The organism is Streptomyces sp. NPDC060205 (assembly GCF_042728395.1).
Lineage (GTDB): Bacteria > Actinomycetota > Actinomycetes > Streptomycetales > Streptomycetaceae > Streptomyces.
Window position 1 is genome coordinate 62,286 of the sequence record NZ_JBHWZP010000001.1, and the last position, 19,645, is coordinate 81,930.

Below are 19,645 nucleotides of genomic sequence, written 5' to 3' on the forward strand. Positions count from 1 at the left end.
CTGACAGAGCACAAGGAGGTGCCCAGACATGACCACCCACAGAATCCGCGTCGGCATCGACGTCGGCGGAACCTTCACCGACGCCGTGGCCGTGGACGCCACGACACTGAGCCTGCTCGGCCAGGTCAAGGTCCCCACCAGCCACCACCACGAGGACGGTGTCGCCCACGGCATCGTCGAGGCACTGGACCGGCTGCTGCGGCAGATCGACCGCGATCCCGCCGACGTCGCGTTCCTGGCCCACGGCACCACCCAGGCGACCAACGCCCTGCTGGAGGGTGACGTCGCCACCGTCGGCCTGATCGGCATCGGCACCGGACCCGGCGCCGTCCTCACCCGCCGCCTCGCGGCCCTCGGCCGCCTCGAACTCGCCCCCGGGAAACGGCTTCCGCTCGCCTACGCCCATGTCGCCGACCCCGACGACACGGGCGCCGTACGCGCCGCGGTCGAGCAGGTCACGGTAGCGGGCGCCCAAGTCCTCGTCGCCACCGAGCCGTTCGCCGTCGACCGGCCCGAGGGCGAGCGGGCCGTACTGGAGACCGCGCGCCCCGCAGGGCTCCCGATGACGGCCGCGCACGAGATCACCTCGCTGTACGGGCTGCACAAGCGGACCCGGACCGCCGTCGTCAACGCGGCCATCCTGCCGCGCATGCTGGCCACCGCCGACCTCGTCGACGCGTCCATCACCAAGGCGGGCATCACCGCGCCGCTCATGGTCATGCGCTGCGACGGCGGAGTCATGGCACTCGACGAGATGCGCCGGCGCCCGCTGCTGACCGTGCTGTCGGGACCGGCGGCCGGAGTCGCCGGGGCCCTGATGCAGGAGCGCATCAGCGAGGGCGTCTTCCTCGAAACGGGCGGCACCTCCACGGACATCAGCGTCGTACGCCGGGGCAAGGTCGCCGTCCGGCACGCCACGATGCTCGGCAAGACCTCGTACCTCAACGCCCTCGACGTCCGCACGGTCGGTGTCGGCGGCGGCTCGATGGTGCGCGTCGACCTCGGCCACGGTGATCAGGGACACGGCGGCCGGGCCCGTGTCACCGCCGTCGGACCGCGCAGCGCCCATATCGCGGGGCTGCCCTATGCCTGTTTCGCCGACCCGGCCGACCTGCGCGACGCCACCCTGGCCACCGTGCGTCCGATGCCCGACGACCCGGCCGACCACGTCGTCCTGGACGCGGCGGGCGGCCGGTACGCCCTCACCATGACCTGCGCCGCCAACGCGCTCGGCCGCGTGCCGGAAGGGGACTTCGCGCGCTGCGACCAGGAGGTGGCGAAGGCCGCCCTCGCCCCGCTCGCCGCCGCCCTGGGCGTGGACGTGCCGACGGCCGCCGCCCGCATCCTCGACGCGGGCGCCGAGCAGGTGAAGTCGGTGGTGGACAAGATCGTCCGCGACTACCGGCTCGACACCGACACCGCCGTCCTCGTCGGCGGCGGGGGAGGCGCCGCCACCGTCACCCCGCATCTCGCGGCGCTCACCGGCATGGAGGGCAGGATCGCCCGCCACAACGAGGTCATCAGCCCGATCGGGGTGGCCCTGGCCCTGGTGCGCGAGCAGATCGAACGGATCATCCCCGGCGCCACCCAGGAGCAGATCCTCGCCGTACGCGCCGAGGCCGAGCAGGCCGTCGTCGCCCAGGGCGCCGCCGCCGACGGGGTCGAGGTCGAGGTGACCGTCGACCCGCAGACCAGCACCGTCCGCGCCATCGCCACCGGCGCCACCGAACTGCGTACCCAGGACCGCTCGCACAGCGCCGACGACGGCGAACGCCTCGCCGCGGCGGCCGCCAGCCTCAAGACCGACCCCGACCGGGTCCGCGTCCTCGCCGGCACCCCCGTCCACACGGTGTACGGCACCGAGGTACGCCGCCGCCTGCGCGCTCCCCGGCATCCCGTACGTGTCGTGGACGCCGACGGTGTCGTTCGACTGCACGCCTCCGACGCGCAGGTGGCCGCCACCACCGTCGGGGCCGCCCCCGAACTGCTGAGCACCCTCGTGCGCGAGGCGACCTCGTACGGCGACGGCGGTGTCCGGGCGCCCGCGCTGCGGCTGCTGCTCGGCTCCCGGATCGCCGACCTCTCCGGAGTCCTCGAACCGCAGCCGCTGCTCGCCCTGGCCCGCAGCGAGATGCGGGACCGGGCCGCCGACGAGCCCGTGGTGGCCGTGGTGGAGGTGCGGTCGTGAACCGTGCCCTCGCGGCCACCGCGGACCCGGCCGCCCACCAGGCCACCGACGACCTCGATCTCGCGGTACGCCTGCTCGCCGGCACCCCCACCCACGAGGGCCGCGACCCCGCCCTCCTGCGCCGCTGGGCCGAGGCCGCCACCGCGTTCGGCGCGGCCCTCGAACCCGGGCCGTGCCGCGCCCGGATCGTGGAACGCGCCGACGGACTCGAAGAACTGCTGCTCGCCCGCTACACCTCGCGCCCGGCCACCGTCGAGATCTACACCGACACCGTCGACCGCGCCGAGCGGCTGATCGACGAACTCGGCTGGCGCGCCTGGTACCCCGTGGGGTCCGTGCGCGCCGCGGCCCTCGCCCACGAGAGCGCGCACGAGCACTTCCACCACAAGGAGACGCGGACCGCGCTCAAGGAGGCGATCGGGCACACCGCACTGCGGCTCGGCCGCCTCCGCGTCCTCGCCCATGTCGCCGGGGCCGAGGAGATCGCCGCCCACGCCTACGCCCGTACCGTCTGCGGACTCGGCCGCAGCCCCCTCCTGCTGACCGCCGCGCTGGCCGCCGCGGTCGGCGCGCCAAGAAGAGAGAACTGAGCCATGGGTGTCGTCATCCTGCTCGTCATGGCCGCGGGTGTCGCCGCCATGCTCACCCGCAAACTGCCCACGGCGTTCGCGCTCGTCCTCCTCGCCGTCGTCATCGCCTTCGTCGCCGGCGCACCGCTGACCGGCGAGAACAGCGTCATCGACACCGTTCTCCAGGAGGGCGCGCCCGCGCTGGCCGCCACCATGATCGCCATCGTGCTGGGCTCGTGGCTCGGCAAGCTCCTGGAGGAGACAGGGGTCGCCGCCACCCTCGTACGCAAGATCGTCGAGTTCGGCGGCGACCGCCCGGTCGTCGTGGCGCTCGGGGTCCTGGCGGTCTCCGCACTCGTCGGCACGGTCACCGGATCGGCGCCCGCCGCGATGCTCGCGGGCCTCATCGGCATCCCCGCCATGATCGCGGTGGGCATCCCGAAGGTGACCGCCGCCGGGACCATCCTCATGGGCATCGCCGTCGGCATCCCCTTCGAACTCCCGCTGTGGCAGTTCTTCTCCACCGCCCTGGAACTGCCCGTCCCGACCGTCCGCGGCTTCATGGTGAAGCTCTTCCCGTTCGCCCTGGTGGCCGCCGTCCTGTATGTGTTCGTCGAATCGCGGCGGCGCGGTGTCGAGCACACCTGGTCCCTCAAGTCCGTGCAGGACAAGCCCCGTTCACCCAGCCGCCGGCAGCGGCTCGGCGACGCCCCCTGGTACGCGCTGCTCACCCCGGCCGTGCCGCTGATCCTCGCCCTGGGCTTCGAACTCGCCATCATCCCCTCCCTGTTGGCCGGCGTCCTGTACGCACTGGTCACCACCACCCGCCCCCGCGAGATGAACAAGCGCCTCCTGCGCACCCTGTACGGCGGATTCGAGGTCGCCGCCCCGCCGATCGCCCTGTTCATCGCCATCGGCATCCTGCTGGCCGCGGTGAAACTGCCCGGCGCGGTCGAAGCGCTCGAACCGCTGGTGAAGGCGGTCAGCCCGCAGAACGCCGTGCTGTTCGTGGGTGTCTTCACGCTGCTCGTGCCGCTGTGCCTGTACCGGGGGCCGCTGAACGTGTTCGGTCTGGGCGCCGGTATCGCCGGTGTCCTGATCTCCACCGGGATCTACCCGGCCGCGGTCGTCCTCGGCATGGCCACCTCGTACAACCAGGTCTTCGGCGTCGCCGACCCCACCAGCACCCAGACCGTGTGGGCCGCCCAGTACGCGGGCGTCTCCCCGCAGCAGGTCATGGTGCGCACCCTGCCGTACGTGTGGGCCGTCGCGCTCGGCGGGCTGTGCGTCACCGCCGCCACCTACCTCTGACCGACCTCCGACCGACCCCTGACCCACCCCCGCTTCTCTTCCTGGAGTCGACCATGAATGAGCCGCGTCCCGCCCGTCGTCTGTTCCTGCGCGCCGGTGCCGCCACCGGCGCCGCGCTGACCGTGGGCGGGCTCACCGCCCCGGCCGCGCCGGCCCTCACCGCGGGCGGGGCCGCCGCCCCGGCCCTGACCGCAGAGGGGGCTGTCCCGGCCGTGGCCGCCGCGCCCGGCGGATTCCCCGACTACTCGTACGTCCGCACCCTGCTCACCCCGTCCCAGCTGAAGTACAACCCGACGGGCGAGATCATCTTCCCGTGCATCCGGGGCACGGCCGGCCGGCTCGCCAACCCGCTGGGCAGGTACTACCTGTACTACGGGCCGCACGACGCGCCCGGCGGTATCTGCCTGGCGTACGGCGACTCCCTGGAAGGCCCGTTCACGGAGTACCCGAACAATCCGATCGTCTCCAACAACTGGCAGCCGCACTACAAGGTCAGTCATGTCGCGTCCGCGCACGTGATGTGGATCGAGGCATCCAAGGAGATGTGGATGTACTTCCACGGGGAGAACACGACGACGCGGTTGGCCCGTTCCAAGGATGGCATCAACTTCACCTACGACAAGGTCGTCCTGTCCACGTCCATGCTGCCCAGCGGTACGACCGAGACGTCGTACGCCCGCGTCTTCCCGCACGAACTGCCGTCCCGGGGAGCCCACTTCGTGATGCTCTTCATGCTCAACAACACCAGCAACCACCGTGACATCCACTGGGGCTGGTCGGCCGACGGACGCAACTGGACCTTCGACCAGCAGCCGCTCGTCCGGCACGCGGACGTCGGAGCCGTCAACGTCGGCGGTCCCCACCTGCTGTACCGCAACAACAGCACGTACGTCGTCTACAACAAGGACAAGGCGAGCGGCGGCGACATCATGATCACCGAGGTCGGCAACGACTTCAGCAAGCGCACGCACCTCGGGATCTTCTACAACTCCCGCAGCGCGGCGCCGGAGAACGGCCGCGCAGCCGCCCCCTCGTTCGGTACGGACGGTGGCGTCCCGTACATGATCTACGAGGCGGGGGAGCGGCTCGCGGGGTCGATCGCGATGGCCCGCGGCTGACGTTCCGCACCCGCGCCTCTCAGGTCGAGAAGTCGACGTCAAGCGATGTTGGTCTAGACCTTGACGTGTTCGCCTCATGGGAGCACTCTGAGAGCGCTCTCATGAGGAGTCGAACGGTCCGCTTCCACCTGGTAGGAGGATGAGCGTGCTAGCCATGCGAAAAATGCTGGTGCCCCTGGTCGCCGCGGCGGCCGTCGCCACGGGACTCACGGCGGTGGGACCCGTGTCCCATGCCGAGGCCGCGGTGCCCACGACCATCCCGCTCGAACTCAAGAACAGCTCCGGGCGAGGCGACCAGGTCTACGTCTACGTCATCGGGACCCTGCTCTCGACCGGCCAGCAGGGCTGGGCCGACGCGAACGGCACCTTCCACGCCTGGCCCGCGGGCGGCAACCCGCCGACCCCCGCGCCCGACGCCTCGATCGCCGGACCGGCCAACGGGCAGACCAAGACGATCCGCATGCCGAAGTTCTCCGGCCGGGTCTACTTCTCCTACGGCCAGAAGCTGGTCTTCAAACTGACCACCGGCGGGCTCGTGCAGCCCGCGGTGCAGAACCCGTCCGACCCGAACGCGAACATCCTCTTCAACTGGACCGAGTACACCCTGAACGACGGCGGGCTGTGGATCAACAGCACACAGGTCGACATGTTCTCGGCCCCGTACGCGGTCGGCGTCAAGACCGCCGCCGGCACCGTCAAGACCACCGGGCACCTCAAGGCCGGCGGCTACAACGCCTTCTTCAACTCCCTGCGCAGCCAGTCGGGTGGCTGGGCCAATCTCATCAGGACCCGCTCCGACGGCACGATCCTGCGCGCGCTCGCACCCGGGCACGGCATCGAGGCCGGCGCTCTGCCGAGCACCGTCATGAACGACTACATCAACCGCGTGTGGACCAAGTACGCGAGCTCCACGCTGACGGTGACCCCGTTCGCCGACCAGCCCGCCACCAAGTACTTCGGCAGGGTCTCCGGCAACGTCATGAACTTCACCAACAGCGCCGGCGCGGTCGTCACCTCGTTCCAGAAGCCCGACTCGGACAGCGTCTTCGGCTGCTACAAGCTGCTGGACGCGCCCAACGACCTCGTGCGCGGGCCGATCTCCCGCACCCTGTGCGCGGGCTACAACCGCTCCACGCTCCTCACCAACTCCAATCAGCCCGACAGCAGTTCGGCCGGCTTCTACCAGGACGCGGTGACCAACCACTACGCCAAGAAGATCCACGAGCAGATGGCCGACGGCAAGGCCTACGGCTTCGCGTTCGACGACGTCGGCGCCCATGAGTCGCTGGTCAACGACGGCAACCCGCAGACGGCGTACATCACGCTCGACCCGTTCAGCTGAGAGGACCGACGGCTGAGCGAGGGGGGTGAACGGCCGGCACTCCTGCTCCGTATCCACCTGGAACACCTGCCCGCTCGCGCGGGACCAGCACGGATACGGAGAGGCACGTGCCACAGCAGCCACAGCGAGGACGTACCGGCCGCCCCCTCGTCGCCCGCGCGGTGCGCGGCGTCGCCCTGGTCGGCGGCCTGGCCCTGTTGCCGCTGGCCACGGCCTGCGGCGGGGACACGGACAAGAGCGCGGAGGGCGAAGCGGCCGAGACCTCGGCGATGTCCGCCCCCTCCGCCGGCGTGGTGGCACCGGCCAAGGTCGAGGTGATCGCGGACCTGACCGGCTGCAAGGTCAGGATCCGGACCGACGCGGACGAACTGCGCGAGGGCGTCTGTGACACTGCCGACGGTGATTACCTCATCACCACCTTTCCCGCCGAGAAGTACAAGCTGACCTGGCTCGACAGTGCCTCCATGTACGGGGGCAAGTACCTCGTCGGCCCGCAGTGGGCCATCAGCGCGAAGCCGAAGATGCTGGAGACGCTGCGCGCGAAGGTCGGCGGAACCATCGAGGACCTGGACGCCGCGCGCACGGCGGCCCCCGGCCCGAAAGCCTCGTGACGAGACGCATTTCTCCGGCCCAAGGATCACGGGAAGCTGGTGAATGGAAATTCACCGGTCACCCGAATGGGTTGGTGAACAGCCATTCATCCGCTAGGTTGAATGGCTGTTCACCCATGCCGTGCCTCGCGCTCAGGGAAGTGCCATGCAGGATCCGACACCCAGGGAACCGGCCCGCGCCGGGAGGTCCGCGTCCCCGGCCGGGCCGCGCGCCCGTCTGACGGTCCCGGTCCTCGCGTACGGCGGCATCCTGATGGCGGTGATGCAGACCGCCGTCGTACCGCTGCTCCCCGACCTGCCGCGGCTGACCGGGTCGTCCGCCGCCGCCGTGTCGTGGACCGTCACCGCCACGCTCCTCGCGGGCGCGGTGCTGACCCCGGTACTCGGCCGCGCCGGCGACATGTACGGCAAGAAGCGCGTCCTGCTCCTCGCCCTCTCCCTGATGACGGCCGGGTCGGTGCTGTGCGCGCTGACCTCGGACATCCGGGTGCTGATCGCGGCGCGGGCGCTCCAGGGAGCCGCGGCGGCCGTCGTGCCCCTGTCGATCAGCATCCTGCGTGACGTACTGCCGCCCGAGCGGACCGTCTCCGCCGTCGCCCTGATGAGTTCCACGGTCGGCATCGGCGCGGCCCTCGGCCTGCCGCTCGCGGCCCTCATCGTGCAGTACGCGGACTGGCACACCATGTTCTGGGTGTCGGCCGCGCTGGGCGCCGCGGGTGTGGCACTCGCCTGGTGGGCGGTGGACGAGTCGGCCGTACGGCACCCGGGCCGGTTCGACACCCTCGGGGCGCTCGGCCTGGCCACGGTCCTCGTCTGTCTGCTGCTGGCGGTGTCGCAGGGCGGCGAATGGGGCTGGGGCAGCGGGCCGGTGCTCGGGCTGTTCGCGGGCTTCGTGGTCACCCTGGCCCTGTGGTGGTGGCAGCAACTGCGCACCGAACGGCCGCTGGTCGACCTCAGGCTCGCCGCCCGGCCGCGCGTGGCGCTGCCGCATCTGACCGCGCTGCTCGTCGGATTCTCCTTCTACGCCAACTCCCTGGTCACGGCCCAGCTCGTCCAGGCGCCCACGGGCACCGGGTACGGACTCGGCCTGTCGATCGTCGGCGCCGGACTGTGCCTGCTGCCCAGCGGTGTGATCATGCTCTTCCTGTCACCGGTCTCCGCCCGTATCTCCTTGTCGCGCGGCCCCCGCGTGACGCTCGCCCTGGGGGCCGTCGTCATCGCGTGCGGGTACGGCATACGGATCCTGGACAGCCGTGACCTGTGGGTGATCATCCTCGGCGGGGCCATCGTGTCGGCGGGCACGGCGCTCGCCTACTCGGCCCTGCCCACGCTGATCCTCGGTGCGGTGCCCGCCGCGCAGACCGGCTCGGCGAGCGGCGTCAACGTGCTGATGCGGACCATCGGCCAGGCCGTGTGCAGTGCCGCCGTGGCCGCCATACTGGTGCATCACATCAGCCCGGCCGGCGGCCTGCCGCTGCCCAGCCTGCGGGGCTATCTGCTGGCCTTCGCGATGGCCGGTGCGGTCGCGCTGGCCGGATGCGCGATGGCCCTGGCGATACCGGGTCGCGCCGAGCGGGAGAGGACCGGGCGGTTCTCGCGCCGCCGGCGCGGCGGACAGGCCGCGGGAAAGCTGCTGGAGGGAGCAAAGGAATCATGAGGTCCGCGAAGTCGTCGAATTCCTCGAAGTCCTACGAGACGTCCACCGGGAAGGCTCCCGGGAAGGCGTCCGGGGCCGTGGGGCAGGCTTCCGGAAAGCCCTCCGGCGCCGGGCCCGGCCGGGCGACCGCCGTTCAGGGGCCCCCGGCCGCGAGGCCGGTCACCGAGCCGGCCGCAGGGGAGGGCGCCGCGGCTGAGGCGAGGACGGCGGCTGCGGACAGCGGCAGTCCGAGCCGCCGGGACGCCGAGGCCACCAAGGCGGCGATCCTGCGCGCGGCCCGCCACCTCCTCGCGCGCCACGCCCACGCGGACATCACGCTCAAGGCCGTGGCCGAACGGGCCGGTGTCAGCCCGCCGCTGATCATGAAGTACTTCGGCAACAAGGAGACGCTCTTCGCGCGGGTGATGTCCTTCGCGGAGGACGCGGCCGTCCTGCTGGACGCGCCGCTCGCCGAACTCGGGCGCCACATGGTCCGTCACGTCCTCGTCAGCCAGAGCGAACGCGGCGCCGACCCCCTGTTGCGGATCGTCTTCGCCCCGCTCCAGGGCACCCAGGGCGACACGCTCCGCGCCAACTTCCGCACCCAGGTGAGCGACCGGCTCGCCCTGCGCCTCGACGGTCCGGACGCCGGCCTGCGCGCCGAGCTCGCCGTCGGCATGCTGCTCGGCCTCGGCGTGATGTACGGCATCGCGCGGGGCGGCGAGGTGCGCACGGCACCGCTCGACGATGTCGTCCAGCGGTACGCGCCCGCCGTGCAGGCGCACCTGACACCGTGAGCCGGCGACAGGGCCGACCGGTCGTGGCGACACCCCGACCTGTCAGCCCTGTCAGCCCTGTCAGCCCTGTCGGCCCGGTCGGCCCGGTCGGCCGGCCGCACGGACACCGTCAGCCTGTATGGACCTTCAACGCCGTCCTGACGGCGGACTCCAAGGCGCCCTCGATCCAGGCGGGCTTGATGGACGTGTGGCACCCCGCGAAATGGATGGGCCCCTCCGAGGTGGGGATGTCCGGGAACAGTTCCGTGTGCTGGCCGGGGAAGAGCACCGAGGCCTCCCCGTAGGCGTAGTGGTCGCGCATCCACGACTGGGTCTTGCACTTGGTCGTGAAGAACACCTCGCAGCGCCGCCCGAAGACGGCCTGCACCCCGGCGAGCGCCCGCAGATACCGCTCCTCGTCGGCGTACGCGTCCCACTTCAGGGCGTCGTCGGACCAGCTGTACGAGGCGAGGACGATCCCTCCGTCACTGCCCTCCATCGGATGGGCGTGCTCGAAGAACATGAACCGGTTGGCGTTGTCGCTCACCGACCCGCCACCCCGCACATGCGAGGCCTCGGGGTCGTCGAGCACGGCGGGCCGGAAGGCACTGAAACACTTCTTCAGTTCGCCGGGGACGGTCACCCCCAGGTCCCGCACGGTCCGGTGGGCGCCGAGGTGTCTGCCGTCCCTGACCTGGCCGTTCCTGTACCGGGTGTAGAGGCCGTCCTCGATGCTGTTCAGTGCCTCCTGCCACTGCTGCTCGGTGAACTCCCACCAGCGCTGGGAGAACTCCAGCAGCACCTTGGTCGCGGCGTCGTAGTGCAGCTCGGTGATGGCCCGGCGCTTGCCGTACGTCAGCGGCGGGTCGAAGGCCACATGGCGCAGCCCGGAGAAGGGCACGGTGACGATCACCTCGTCGCCCTCGAACACCTCCGTGGCGCCCCCCTTGCCGGTCTGGCAGTCCTCGGACACGGTGTGCACCCGCACTTTGCCGCCGTCGCGCTCGATGCGTACGGCACGCCTGTCGAGCCGCACCTTGCCCTTGACCGGCGCGTACAGCGCGTCGACGAGCTTCGCGGTGCCGCCCTTCAGCTCCCAGAACTTGGTCTTGGGGTCGATCAGCGCGCTGCCCAGGAAGCTGTGCAGGAAGGAGAGATGGAGCCGTGAGGTCAGGTTCTGGACCGTGCCGACGAGGTCGATGGTCCGGGTGTCGAGCCCGGCGACCTCGGTGAGGTAGCGGTACATGGACCAGTGGCCGTACCGCTTGAGGACCTTGACCCAGCCCTCGACGAGAGCCGATCCCTCCTTGCCGCGGATGAGCAGGTGTGCCGGTTCGAGGGCGTCCGCGAGGATGGCGGCGGCGGTCCTCGTACGGTTGGGGCCCGTGACACCGAAGGTGTCGTTGATCTTCGCCGGGTCCTTCTCGTAGTCGGCCTTGCGCAGATGGACGCCGTTGATGTGCATCCAGGTGCGGTTGGCCCGCTTGGCCGGGTTGTCGACCTCCACGTCCACCAGCAGGAACTCCTGGCGCGGAAGGTCGAACTTCTTGATCAGGGCCATGAGGAGCGGATGGCTCTCGGGCAGCCGCATCGCCCCGGCCTCGGCGTACTGGGCGGGGTCGGCGAAGGGCTGCTCGCCGTTCTCGTGGCCGCCCTTGCGGAAGGTCTTGATGCGGCCGCCGACGCGGTTGTCGTTGGCCTCGATGACGACCACGTCGTGGCCCACGCGGTGGAGCAGATCGGCGGCGAGCAGACCGGCGGGACCCGCGCCGACGATCAGCACGCGCTTGGAGGCCTTGGCGCCGCTCGACGGCAGTCCGCTCTCGATGGCCTTCAGATAGGACGGGACGAGGGACTTGTCGTCCTTGTCGAAGACCACGATGGCGCGGGCGACCGTCGTGTACGCCGCCGGATCGGTGCCGGGCGGCACCGCGGCCGGCGCCGCCGAGGGTGCGGTGACAGGGCTCAGCGCGGTGGCCGGAGCGGCCGTGGCCGCGGTGAGCCCGGCGGCAAGGACCGTGGCACCGGTCACCGTGACCACCGAACGCCGTGTCGGTGGCGCGCTGTTCGCGTCGGGCGGGCCTGAATCGGTCACGTGCGAAGTCGTCACGTCCGAGGTGGCCGGGTCAGTGGTGGCCGGGTCCGCGGTGGTCAGGTCCGGAGTGTTCGTGTCGTGTGTACTCATCAAGATCATGCTTGGCGCACGACCGGCGCGGAACCAGGGCATTCACACGGACGGGGAGCTCAAACCACTCGTTCCGTCATAGGACGGGTCCACCTGGTCAACGCCGTTGTGGGAACCGGACGTTCACCCTGGAACCCCGGGTGAGGTCTCCCTGGGACCGACGGTCATCAGCAGGGTCCTGGGGCGTACGGTGGCCCGGGCCACCGGCAGGACGGTCTGCCCCGGCGCCAGGGTGAAGCGCACCTCGCGCGTGATCGTCGCGATGGCGGTGATCAGCTCGGTGAGCGCGAACCGGTCGCCGATGCACTTGTGCCTGCCCGCCCCGAAGGGCAGGAACGCCCCCGCGGGCAGCCGGGCCTGCGCGTCGTCCAGCCAGCGGTCGGGGTCGAAGTCCAGGGGATCGGCGAAGAGTTCGGGATCGCGGTGCAGGGCGTGCTGGCAGTAGGCCAGTTCCGTACCGGCCGGCACGGTCCACTCCCCGAGGCGGGTGTCCGTGACCGTGCGCCGGGTGACGAGCCACCCGGTGTGGTGCAGCCGCAGGGTCTCGGTGATGACGCGGTCGAGGTAGGGCAGCCGCATGACGTCGTCGAAGGTGACCGGCCGCTCTCCCAGCACGTCCGCCAGTTCGGCCCGCACGCGGGCCTCGACGGCGGTGTCGCGGGCGAGTTCGTACAGGACCCAGGACAGTACGGACGCCGTGGTCTCGGTGCCGGCCACGGCGAGGGTGAGGATCTCGGAGCAGATCTGGTCGTGGGTGAGGGGTTCGCCGGTCTCCTCGTCCCGGGCGCGCAGCAGCATGGACAGCATGTCGCCGGTGTCGTGGCCGGAGGCCCGCAGTCCGTCGAGGGCTTCACCGATGGTGGCGCGTACGGCGTCCCGGGCCTCGTCGAAGCGGCGGTTGAACGGCAGGGGCAGCCGCTCGGCCCAGTCGGGGAGCATGACGCGCGCCCCTACGCCGTTCATGACCACGGACAGATCACTGCGCAGTCGCAAAAACGTTTCCTCGTCGAGGCTGCCCGAGAAGACGGTCTTGGCGAGCATGTCGAGGGAGAGCTTGACCATCGCCTCGCGGACGTCGACGACCTCGCCGGGCCGCCAGCGGGAGACGACCGCCTCGGTTTCGTCGCGCATGATGTCGACGTACCGGGCGATCTCGGTGTGGGTGAACGCCGGCTGCAATTGGCGCCGCTTGCGGACATGTTCCTGACCGGCAGCGGTGACCACGCTGTCACCCAGGAGCTGACCCATCTTCTCGAAGAACCGGCCCTTGTCGAGGCTGGGGCCGAGGTCCACGAGCATCGTGCGGATCAGCGCGGGGTCCTGGACGACGAGGGTCCGGGTGCCGGGCTGGAGGGTTATCTCGACCACGGGACCGTAGGTCTCGCGGAGCGAGGCGATGAAGCCGAGGTTGTCGCGCATGAGCTGTACCGCGTGGCCCAGCAGCGGGAGGGAGCCCGCCGCTCGGGGAATGGGAGGAGGAGTGGCGACCGTCACTTGGATCAGTGCTCCTTCGCAGCGTGCACGGACGCATTCATCCATGCCCAGCCCGGACTTGGTTGTACCGGAACGTCACATGGTCTTCACCACCTGTGACGGCCCGCTGAACGGGCGGGCGGCGGCGGAACCGGAACCCGCCCCGGCGGTCCCGGCACAGCAGTGGGCCGACCGCGACGACGTGTCGCGACCGGCCCACAGGTCATGCTGCGAACGGACTCAGGAGGACGGAACGGACCTGGTGGCGAAGTACGGCTTGCAGATGCCGCCGTCCCAGTCGGTGGCGATCTCCAGCAGGTTGTTGCCGTCGGCCGAGGGCAGCAGGGCCGAGCTGTAGTTGGGGCAGTAGTCGACGACCGTGGACGAGACGGTGACGGGCGCGGGGATCTCCCGCCAGGTGCCGCTGCCGCCCGCGCTGTTGACCCAGACCGTCCTGTTGTTCCCGGCGGCCACGCTGCCGTCCTTGTTGTACAGGACCTGGCCGATCAGGAAGAGCCGGCCCAGCGGGTTGCCGGCCTCGGGGGACCAGGCCACGGTCGGCGCGTGCTTGAAGTACTTGCCGTCGGCCGTCTCGGGCCGGTAGCCGAGGAACGGTCCGCTCGACCAGTCCCAGCCGTCGGGCGAGGTCCGGTAGTGCACGACGCACTGGTACTGGCCGCCGGCGGAGCAGATCTCGTACGACATGAAGTAGGTGCCGTTGCCGAGCTTGCGGACGACCGCCATGCCCGGCCGGTCGGAGACCAGGGAGCTGACGACGGTGGCGTGGTGGCCCGTCCAGGTCGTGCCGTTCGAGGTGCGCGCGGCCATCAGCTTCTGGCTGTGGGCCGCGTCGGTCTCGTCCGAGTAGTGCGCGACCAGCTGCCCGGAGGCGTCGACGGAGAACTCGGGCTCCCACAGGCCGCCGGTGCTGCCCGCGGTCGCGATGGTGGACAGGTAACTCCAGGTGCGGCCCACGTCGTTGCTCTTGAAGACGCGCAACGCCATGCGCCGGTTCGTCTCGTCCTGGCCGACCGAGGCCGCCCAGAGCAGGGTGCCCGCGGGCAGGCTCCCGATGGCCCGCGGGAGTTCGAAGAGCGTGGAGCAGCACAGGCCCTGGCCGCCCGCCGCCTCCGGGTCGCTCACCGCGCCGACCTGACGGAAGGACCCGCCCGCGTCGGTGCTCTCGTAGATGGTCCCGAGTCCGTTGTTCCCGGAGAAGGTGACCACCGACGACAGGACGCGGCCGTTGGCGCTCCCGTTGTACGCGAGACGGATGGCCCGGGGGTACAGGCCGGTGTCGTTGCGCAGGACGGTGCCGCTCGCCGCGCCGGCCGTGCCGGTCTGCGCGGTGAGCAGTGTGGCCAGGAGCGCGACCAGCGCGGAGAGGAGGGCGGCCAGGCGGAGTGGGGGTATGGGGGTACGCGGTCTTGCCGACATCAGATGCTCCCAATGGGGTGGGGGTCGGATCTGTTCGGTCGGTGACGCCAGGGGTGACGTCACACAGCAGGGGGCAGGGCGGGGGCAGGTGTCAGGCGCCGGGGACCAGGCGGATGACGTTCCAGGACACCGGGGCCAGTACCGCCTCCAGCGCGCCGTCGGCCGAGACCTCGGCTCCGCCGTCGGCGCGCGGGGTCACCCGGTCCGGCTCGGCCTGCGTGTTGACGGCGTCCGGGTCCTGGTCGGCCAGCACGAGGTGCTCAAGCACCCGGTAGCCGGACAGCGCGCCGCGCAGCTCGGCCCGCAGGTTCAGCGACTGCTCCTGGCCGCGGTTGACGGCGAGGACGGTCACCGCGCCGCTCTCCTCGTCGTACGTCACCACCGAGTCGAGCGCAGACACGTCACCGTGCCGCTCGGTGTCGATCCGCGACCCGGTGACCTCGGTGCGCAGCACCTTGCCCGTCGCGAACCGGGCCGCCTGGGCGAAGGGGTGGAAGATGGTCTGCCGCCAGCTGGGGCCGCCCGGTTCGCTGCGGATCGGGGCGATGACGTTGACCAGCTGGGCCAGGCACGCGATGGCCACCCGGTCGGCGTTGCGCAGGAGCGTGATGAGGAGCGAGCCGACGACCACGGCGTCGGTCACGCTGTAGGTGTCCTCGATCAGCCGGGGTGTCTCGGCGGTCTCCAGATTCCGCTCGCCGACGAACCGGGCGGCGTACCAGACGTTCCACTCGTCGAACGAGAGCCGGATGTGCTTCTTGGCGCCGCGCGCCGCCCGGACGTGGTCGGCGGTGGCGACCACGTCGCGGATGTACTGGTCCATGTGCGCCCCGGAGGCCAGGAAGCTGGCGCGGTCGCCGTCGAACTCCTCGTAGTAGGCGTGCAGGGAGAGGTAGTCCACCTCGTCGTACGTCTGCTCCAGGACCTCGCGCTCCCAGGTGCCGAAGGTCGGCATGGCCGCGTTGGAGCTGCCGCAGGCGACCAGTTCGATGGTCGGGTCGACCTGGCGCATCGCCTTGCCGGTCTCGGCCGCGAGCCGGCCGTACTCGGTGGCCGTCTTGTGGCCGGTCTGCCAGGGACCGTCCATCTCGTTGCCCAGGCACCACAGCTTGACGTCGTGCGGCGCCGCGTAGCCGTGCTTGATCCGCAGATCGGACCAGGCGGTGCCGCCGGGCTGGTTGCAGTACTCCACCAGGGCGCGGGCGGCGTCGATGCCGCGCGTGCCGAGGTTGACCGCCATCATCGGGTCGAGTCCCTGCTCCTTGGCCCAGGTGAGGAACTCGTTGGTGCCCACCTGGTTGGTCTCGATGGAGCGCCAGGCCAGGTCGAGCCGGCGGGGCCGCTCGGCGGCGGGGCCGACGCCGTCCTCCCAGTGGTAGCCGGAGACGAAGTTGCCTCCGGGGTAGCGGACCAGGCCCGTACCCAGCTCCCGTACGAGGTCGGCGACGTCCGTGCGGAAACCGGCGGCGTCCGCCGAGGGGTGCTCGGGCTCGTAGATGCCGGTGTAGACGCAGCGTCCCATGTGCTCGACGAACGTTCCGTACAGGCGCGGGTCCACCTCCCCGACGCTGAACTCGGGGTCGACGGTGAACCGTGCGGTGTGCGGCATGCTGGAGCCTTTCTCAGGGGTGTGAACTCTTGGGGCGTGAACCGGCCTGTGTCGGGGACTACTTGAGGCCGGTTCCGGCGATGCCCTCGACGATGCGGCGCTGGAACAGCGCGAACACGGCGAGGAGCGGGATGGCGCCGAGCACGGCGGAGGCCATCAGCTGGGCGTAGGGGACGCCGAAGACGTCCTGGACGGAGGTCAGGCCGACGGGGAGGGTCATCATCTCCGGGTCGGTGACGACCAGGAGGGGCCACAGGAAGTTGTTCCAGACCCCGACGAACACGAAGATCGTGACCGCGGAGATCACCGGCCGCGAGATGGGCATGACGATCTGCCGGTACGTGCGCAGCCAGGACGCGCCGTCCGCGCGGGCGGCGTCGATGAGTTCCCTCGGGATGCCGTCGAAGAACTGCTTGAAGACGAACACGGCGACGACATTGGGGACTTGGGGGAGCACGACGCCCCAGTAGGTGTTCAGCAGGCCCGCCTCCTGGAGCGCCAGGAACTGCGGGATCATCAGCACCTGGCCGGGGATCATGATCCCGGCGAGGAGCATCACGAACGCGACGCGGCGCGCCCGGAAACGGGTCTGCGAGAGCGCGAACGCGGCGAGCGAGCCGGCCAGCACCGTGAGCACGGTCGTCAGGATCGAGGTGATGAAGCTGTTCGCGTACCAGTAGGGCAGCTTCCCCGCGTCGAAGATGTCCCCGTACGCGGCGAGGGTGGGGTGGGCGGTGAACCAGCTCGTGGGGTCGGTGATGACCTCCTGCGCGGGCCGGATCGAGGTGGCGAGCGCCCAGGCGAGCGGCACCAGCCACAGCAGTGAGAAGGCGACGAGGACTCCGAGGGCCACCCGGTTGAACAGGCGCTCGGCGTCGTACCTGCGCCGCGGCTCGGCCGCGGGGGCCTGCGGCTCGGTCACGGGCGGGGTGGCGGTGGCGGTCATGATCAGCGCTCCTTCTCGGCGCGGCGGACGAGGGCGAACCAGACGAGCGAGACCAGCAGGATCACCACGAAGAGCAGCAGCGAGACGGTCGACGCGTAGCCGACGCGGCCCTCGACGAAGCCGGTGTCGTAGATGAGCTGGAGCGAGGGCCTGGTGCTTCCGTCGGGGCCGCCGTTGGTCAGCATGTAGATCTGGTCGAAGACCTTCAGGGAGGCGACCACCTGGAGGACCGTGACGAGGGTCGTGGTGCGGCCGAGCATCGGCACGACCACATGGCGGATGCGCTGCCAGGGACCGGCTCCGTCGATGGCCGCGGCCTCGTGCACGGACCGCGGGATGTCCTGCAGACCGGCCAGGTACAGGACGAAGTTGAAGCCGAGCGTCCACCACACGGTGGCGGCGGCGATGGAGATCATCGCCCAGTCCGGGTCGCCGAGCCAGGACGGCGGGGTGTCCACGCCGACCCAGGTCGCGGCCTGCTGGGCGAGGCCCACCTGGTCGGCGTAGATGAAGGTGAACATGAGCGCGACGACCGCCGAGGGCAGCACGAACGGCGCGAAGAAGGCGAAGCGGAAGAACCAGCGGCCCCGGACGAAGCGGTCGGCGAGGATCGCCAGCGTCAGACTGAGCAGCACCAGGGGGACGGTGGTCAGCACGGTGAACCACAGGGTGTTCTTCAGCGTGCGCCAGAACTCGCTGTCGCCCAGCACGGTCGAGTAGTTCGAGAAGCCGGCGAAGTCGCCGAGGCCCGACTTGAGCAGGCTGGTGTCGAAGAAGCCGGCCACGACGGTGTAGATCAGCGGCCCCACCAGGAAGACCAGATAGAACAGGGAGAAGGGCAACAGCATCCCCGGACCGGCCCAGCGGTCACCTCTGCCTCGGGCCTTGGTCGGTGCAGTTGTCGTGGCCATGGGACGGCCCTTTCAGTCAGGACATACGGGATCTCACGACGTACGGGGGCCCGATGCGGGCCGTGGTGGAGACAGTGGGCGAGCGGTGGCGGGCGCCGGGCTACACCGGCGAGGGCCGGCTTGCCAGCTCGCGCAGTTCGCGCCTCATCCGGGCGGCTCCGGCCGTCGGGCTGGTGGCCCCGGTGAACACCGAGGTCACGGCGTCGCCGATGACGATCTGCAGGCTGCTGCCCGCGCCCCCGTACCAGGCGGCCGGGTCGTAGGCGGCCCCGTCGGCGGCAGCGGCGTAGTGCGACTGCGGTTCGAGGGCCTTGTAGGACGCCGACCGCTGCGTCGGCAGCCAGGCGGGGATGTGGCCGCCCTCCGCCCACAGCTTGCTGGACCCCAGCAGGGAGGCGACGAAGCCCAGGGAGAGGTCGAGGCGCTGCGCCGAGTCGGAGGGTGCCTTGGGCAGGACGAGGGAGTGCGAGTCGGCGGCGCAGGCGTACGGCGCGTCGTCGAAGATCCGCGGCAGGGGCCGCATGTCGAACTTCACCTTGGAGCCCTGGACCGTGAGGACCTGCCAGACGCCGTCCATCAGGAAGCCGGCCTTGCCGGTGGTGAGCATGGTGATGGCACCGGGGCCGTCGGTGGTCGTCGGGACGACCTTCTCCGCGGTGAGACGGCGGATGTAGGCGAGGGCCTCGGCCGCGGCCTCCGTGTCGATGACGACCTTCCTGCCCTGGTCGGCGACGAGATCGCCGCCGCTGATCTGCCGGTAGAACGACCAGAAGAGCCGGAACTGCGTCGAGGCGTCCTTCACCGAGGCGATCGAGCCGCCCCACTGCCCGGTCACCTCCTTCGCCGCGCGCAGGGCGTCGATGAACGCGTCGGGCCCGTCCACGTCCGTCAACTGCCCCTTGCCGTCGAGCAGTCCGGCCTTCTCGGCGATGTCGGTACGGAAGTAGAGCACGAAGGGATGGGTGTCCAGCGGGATGGCGTACAGCTTGCCGTCCAGCTGCGACTTCTTCCACGGCCGCGCGTCGAACTTGTCCTCGGTCAGGCCGTGCCGGGCCAGATCGGCCGGCTGGATCTCGGCGAGCAGGCCCGCCTCGGCGAGCGTCGGCACCTTCGACAGATGGCTGATGGCGACCTGCGGCGGCCGGTCGCCGAGCGTGGCGAGGGTGAGCTTCGTGTAGTACGGGTTGCCCCAGACGAAGGTCGCCGACTTCAGGTCCGTCTTCCTGTGCCCGGCCCGGTAGGCGGCCTGCATCGCGAGCAGCCGCTCACCGTCACCGCCGGTGAAGGGGTTCCAGAAGTTCAGCCGGTCCGGGGTGGGCGACCCGCCGGTGAACCCCTGCGCGAGGGTGCTGTCACAGCCGCCGAGCGCCGCGGCCGAGGCCGCGACGGCACCGAGCGACAGGGTGCCGCGCAGCAGCCGGCGCCGGGACGGAGCGGGCGGGGAGGTGTGCGGCGTGCGGTCCCGCATGGGCATGCGTCCTTCCACGGCGGAAAACTCAAGGAGTACAACGTTGGAATGGGAGATCGAACCGA

At 70.7% G+C, this 19,645-nt stretch carries 14 protein-coding genes and 1 pseudogene; 8 read left to right on the forward strand and 7 right to left on the reverse strand.

From position 1 onward, the window contains the following. Positions 1 to 28: 28 nt before the first annotated feature. From ACFWGJ_RS00275 to ACFWGJ_RS00310, 8 genes and pseudogenes are all read left to right on the forward strand, one after another. Entirely contained in the window at positions 29 to 2,188 is a 2,160-nt protein-coding gene (locus ACFWGJ_RS00275; RefSeq protein WP_387319950.1) for a hydantoinase/oxoprolinase family protein, read from the forward strand. Then, positions 2,185 to 2,778, forward strand: coding sequence for a hypothetical protein (locus tag ACFWGJ_RS00280; RefSeq protein WP_387319951.1), 594 nt, complete (start codon positions 2,185 to 2,187; stop codon positions 2,776 to 2,778). Before ACFWGJ_RS00275 ends, ACFWGJ_RS00280 begins: the two co-directional genes overlap by 4 nt. Before the next feature lie 3 nt (positions 2,779 to 2,781). Next, the gene (locus tag ACFWGJ_RS00285; RefSeq protein ID WP_107014858.1) at positions 2,782 to 4,068 is read left to right on the forward strand and encodes a TRAP transporter large permease subunit; all 1,287 of its coding nucleotides are present in this window, start codon (positions 2,782 to 2,784) and stop codon (positions 4,066 to 4,068) included. Between the two features lie 53 nt (positions 4,069 to 4,121). Beyond that, positions 4,122 to 5,186, forward strand: a complete 1,065-nt coding sequence (locus ACFWGJ_RS00290; protein WP_387319952.1) for a hypothetical protein — start codon at positions 4,122 to 4,124, stop codon at positions 5,184 to 5,186. A gap of 154 nt (positions 5,187 to 5,340) precedes the next feature. Continuing rightward, positions 5,341 to 6,528: a glycoside hydrolase family 64 protein gene (locus tag ACFWGJ_RS00295; protein WP_387319953.1), complete on the forward strand. Its 1,188-nt coding sequence runs from the start codon at positions 5,341 to 5,343 to the stop codon at positions 6,526 to 6,528. 107 nt (positions 6,529 to 6,635) lie between these two features. Beyond that, the gene (locus ACFWGJ_RS00300) at positions 6,636 to 7,139 is read left to right on the forward strand and encodes a hypothetical protein (protein ID WP_387319954.1); all 504 of its coding nucleotides are present in this window, start codon (positions 6,636 to 6,638) and stop codon (positions 7,137 to 7,139) included. Between the two features lie 145 nt (positions 7,140 to 7,284). Continuing rightward, on the forward strand, positions 7,285 to 8,796 hold the full coding sequence (locus ACFWGJ_RS00305) for an MFS transporter (protein WP_387319955.1): 1,512 nt from the start codon (positions 7,285 to 7,287) through the stop codon (positions 8,794 to 8,796). A gap of 227 nt (positions 8,797 to 9,023) precedes the next feature. Further along, a pseudogene (locus ACFWGJ_RS00310) lies at positions 9,024 to 9,572 on the forward strand (TetR family transcriptional regulator); the annotation flags it as partial. Positions 9,573 to 9,681: 109 nt separating this feature from the next. On the opposite strand, the gene ACFWGJ_RS00315 reads toward ACFWGJ_RS00310, so the two are convergent. The 7 genes from ACFWGJ_RS00315 to ACFWGJ_RS00345 all read right to left on the reverse strand — a co-directional run bounded on the left by ACFWGJ_RS00315 (position 9,682) and on the right by ACFWGJ_RS00345 (position 19,580). Then, positions 9,682 to 11,736 carry an FAD-dependent oxidoreductase gene (locus tag ACFWGJ_RS00315; protein WP_387319956.1) on the reverse strand — a complete coding sequence of 685 codons (2,055 nt, stop codon included), beginning with the start codon at positions 11,734 to 11,736 and terminating at the stop codon, positions 9,682 to 9,684. Between the two features lie 123 nt (positions 11,737 to 11,859). Continuing rightward, positions 11,860 to 13,230 (reverse strand): cytochrome P450, encoded by a 1,371-nt coding sequence (locus ACFWGJ_RS00320; RefSeq protein WP_387319957.1) that lies wholly within the window; start codon positions 13,228 to 13,230, stop codon positions 11,860 to 11,862. Between the two features lie 219 nt (positions 13,231 to 13,449). Beyond that, positions 13,450 to 14,646: an exo-alpha-sialidase gene (locus tag ACFWGJ_RS00325; RefSeq protein WP_387319958.1), complete on the reverse strand. Its 1,197-nt coding sequence runs from the start codon at positions 14,644 to 14,646 to the stop codon at positions 13,450 to 13,452. A gap of 91 nt (positions 14,647 to 14,737) precedes the next feature. After that, entirely contained in the window at positions 14,738 to 16,255 is a 1,518-nt protein-coding gene (locus ACFWGJ_RS00330) for an alpha-N-arabinofuranosidase (protein WP_387319959.1), read from the reverse strand. Between the two features lie 58 nt (positions 16,256 to 16,313). Then, on the reverse strand, positions 16,314 to 17,201 hold the full coding sequence (locus ACFWGJ_RS00335; RefSeq protein ID WP_387319960.1) for a carbohydrate ABC transporter permease: 888 nt from the start codon (positions 17,199 to 17,201) through the stop codon (positions 16,314 to 16,316). 2 nt (positions 17,202 to 17,203) lie between these two features. Then, entirely contained in the window at positions 17,204 to 18,112 is a 909-nt protein-coding gene (locus ACFWGJ_RS00340; RefSeq protein WP_387319961.1) for a carbohydrate ABC transporter permease, read from the reverse strand. Positions 18,113 to 18,212: 100 nt separating this feature from the next. Next, on the reverse strand, positions 18,213 to 19,580 hold the full coding sequence (locus ACFWGJ_RS00345) for an extracellular solute-binding protein (protein ID WP_387319962.1): 1,368 nt from the start codon (positions 19,578 to 19,580) through the stop codon (positions 18,213 to 18,215). Between the last annotated feature and the right edge of the window lie 65 nt (positions 19,581 to 19,645).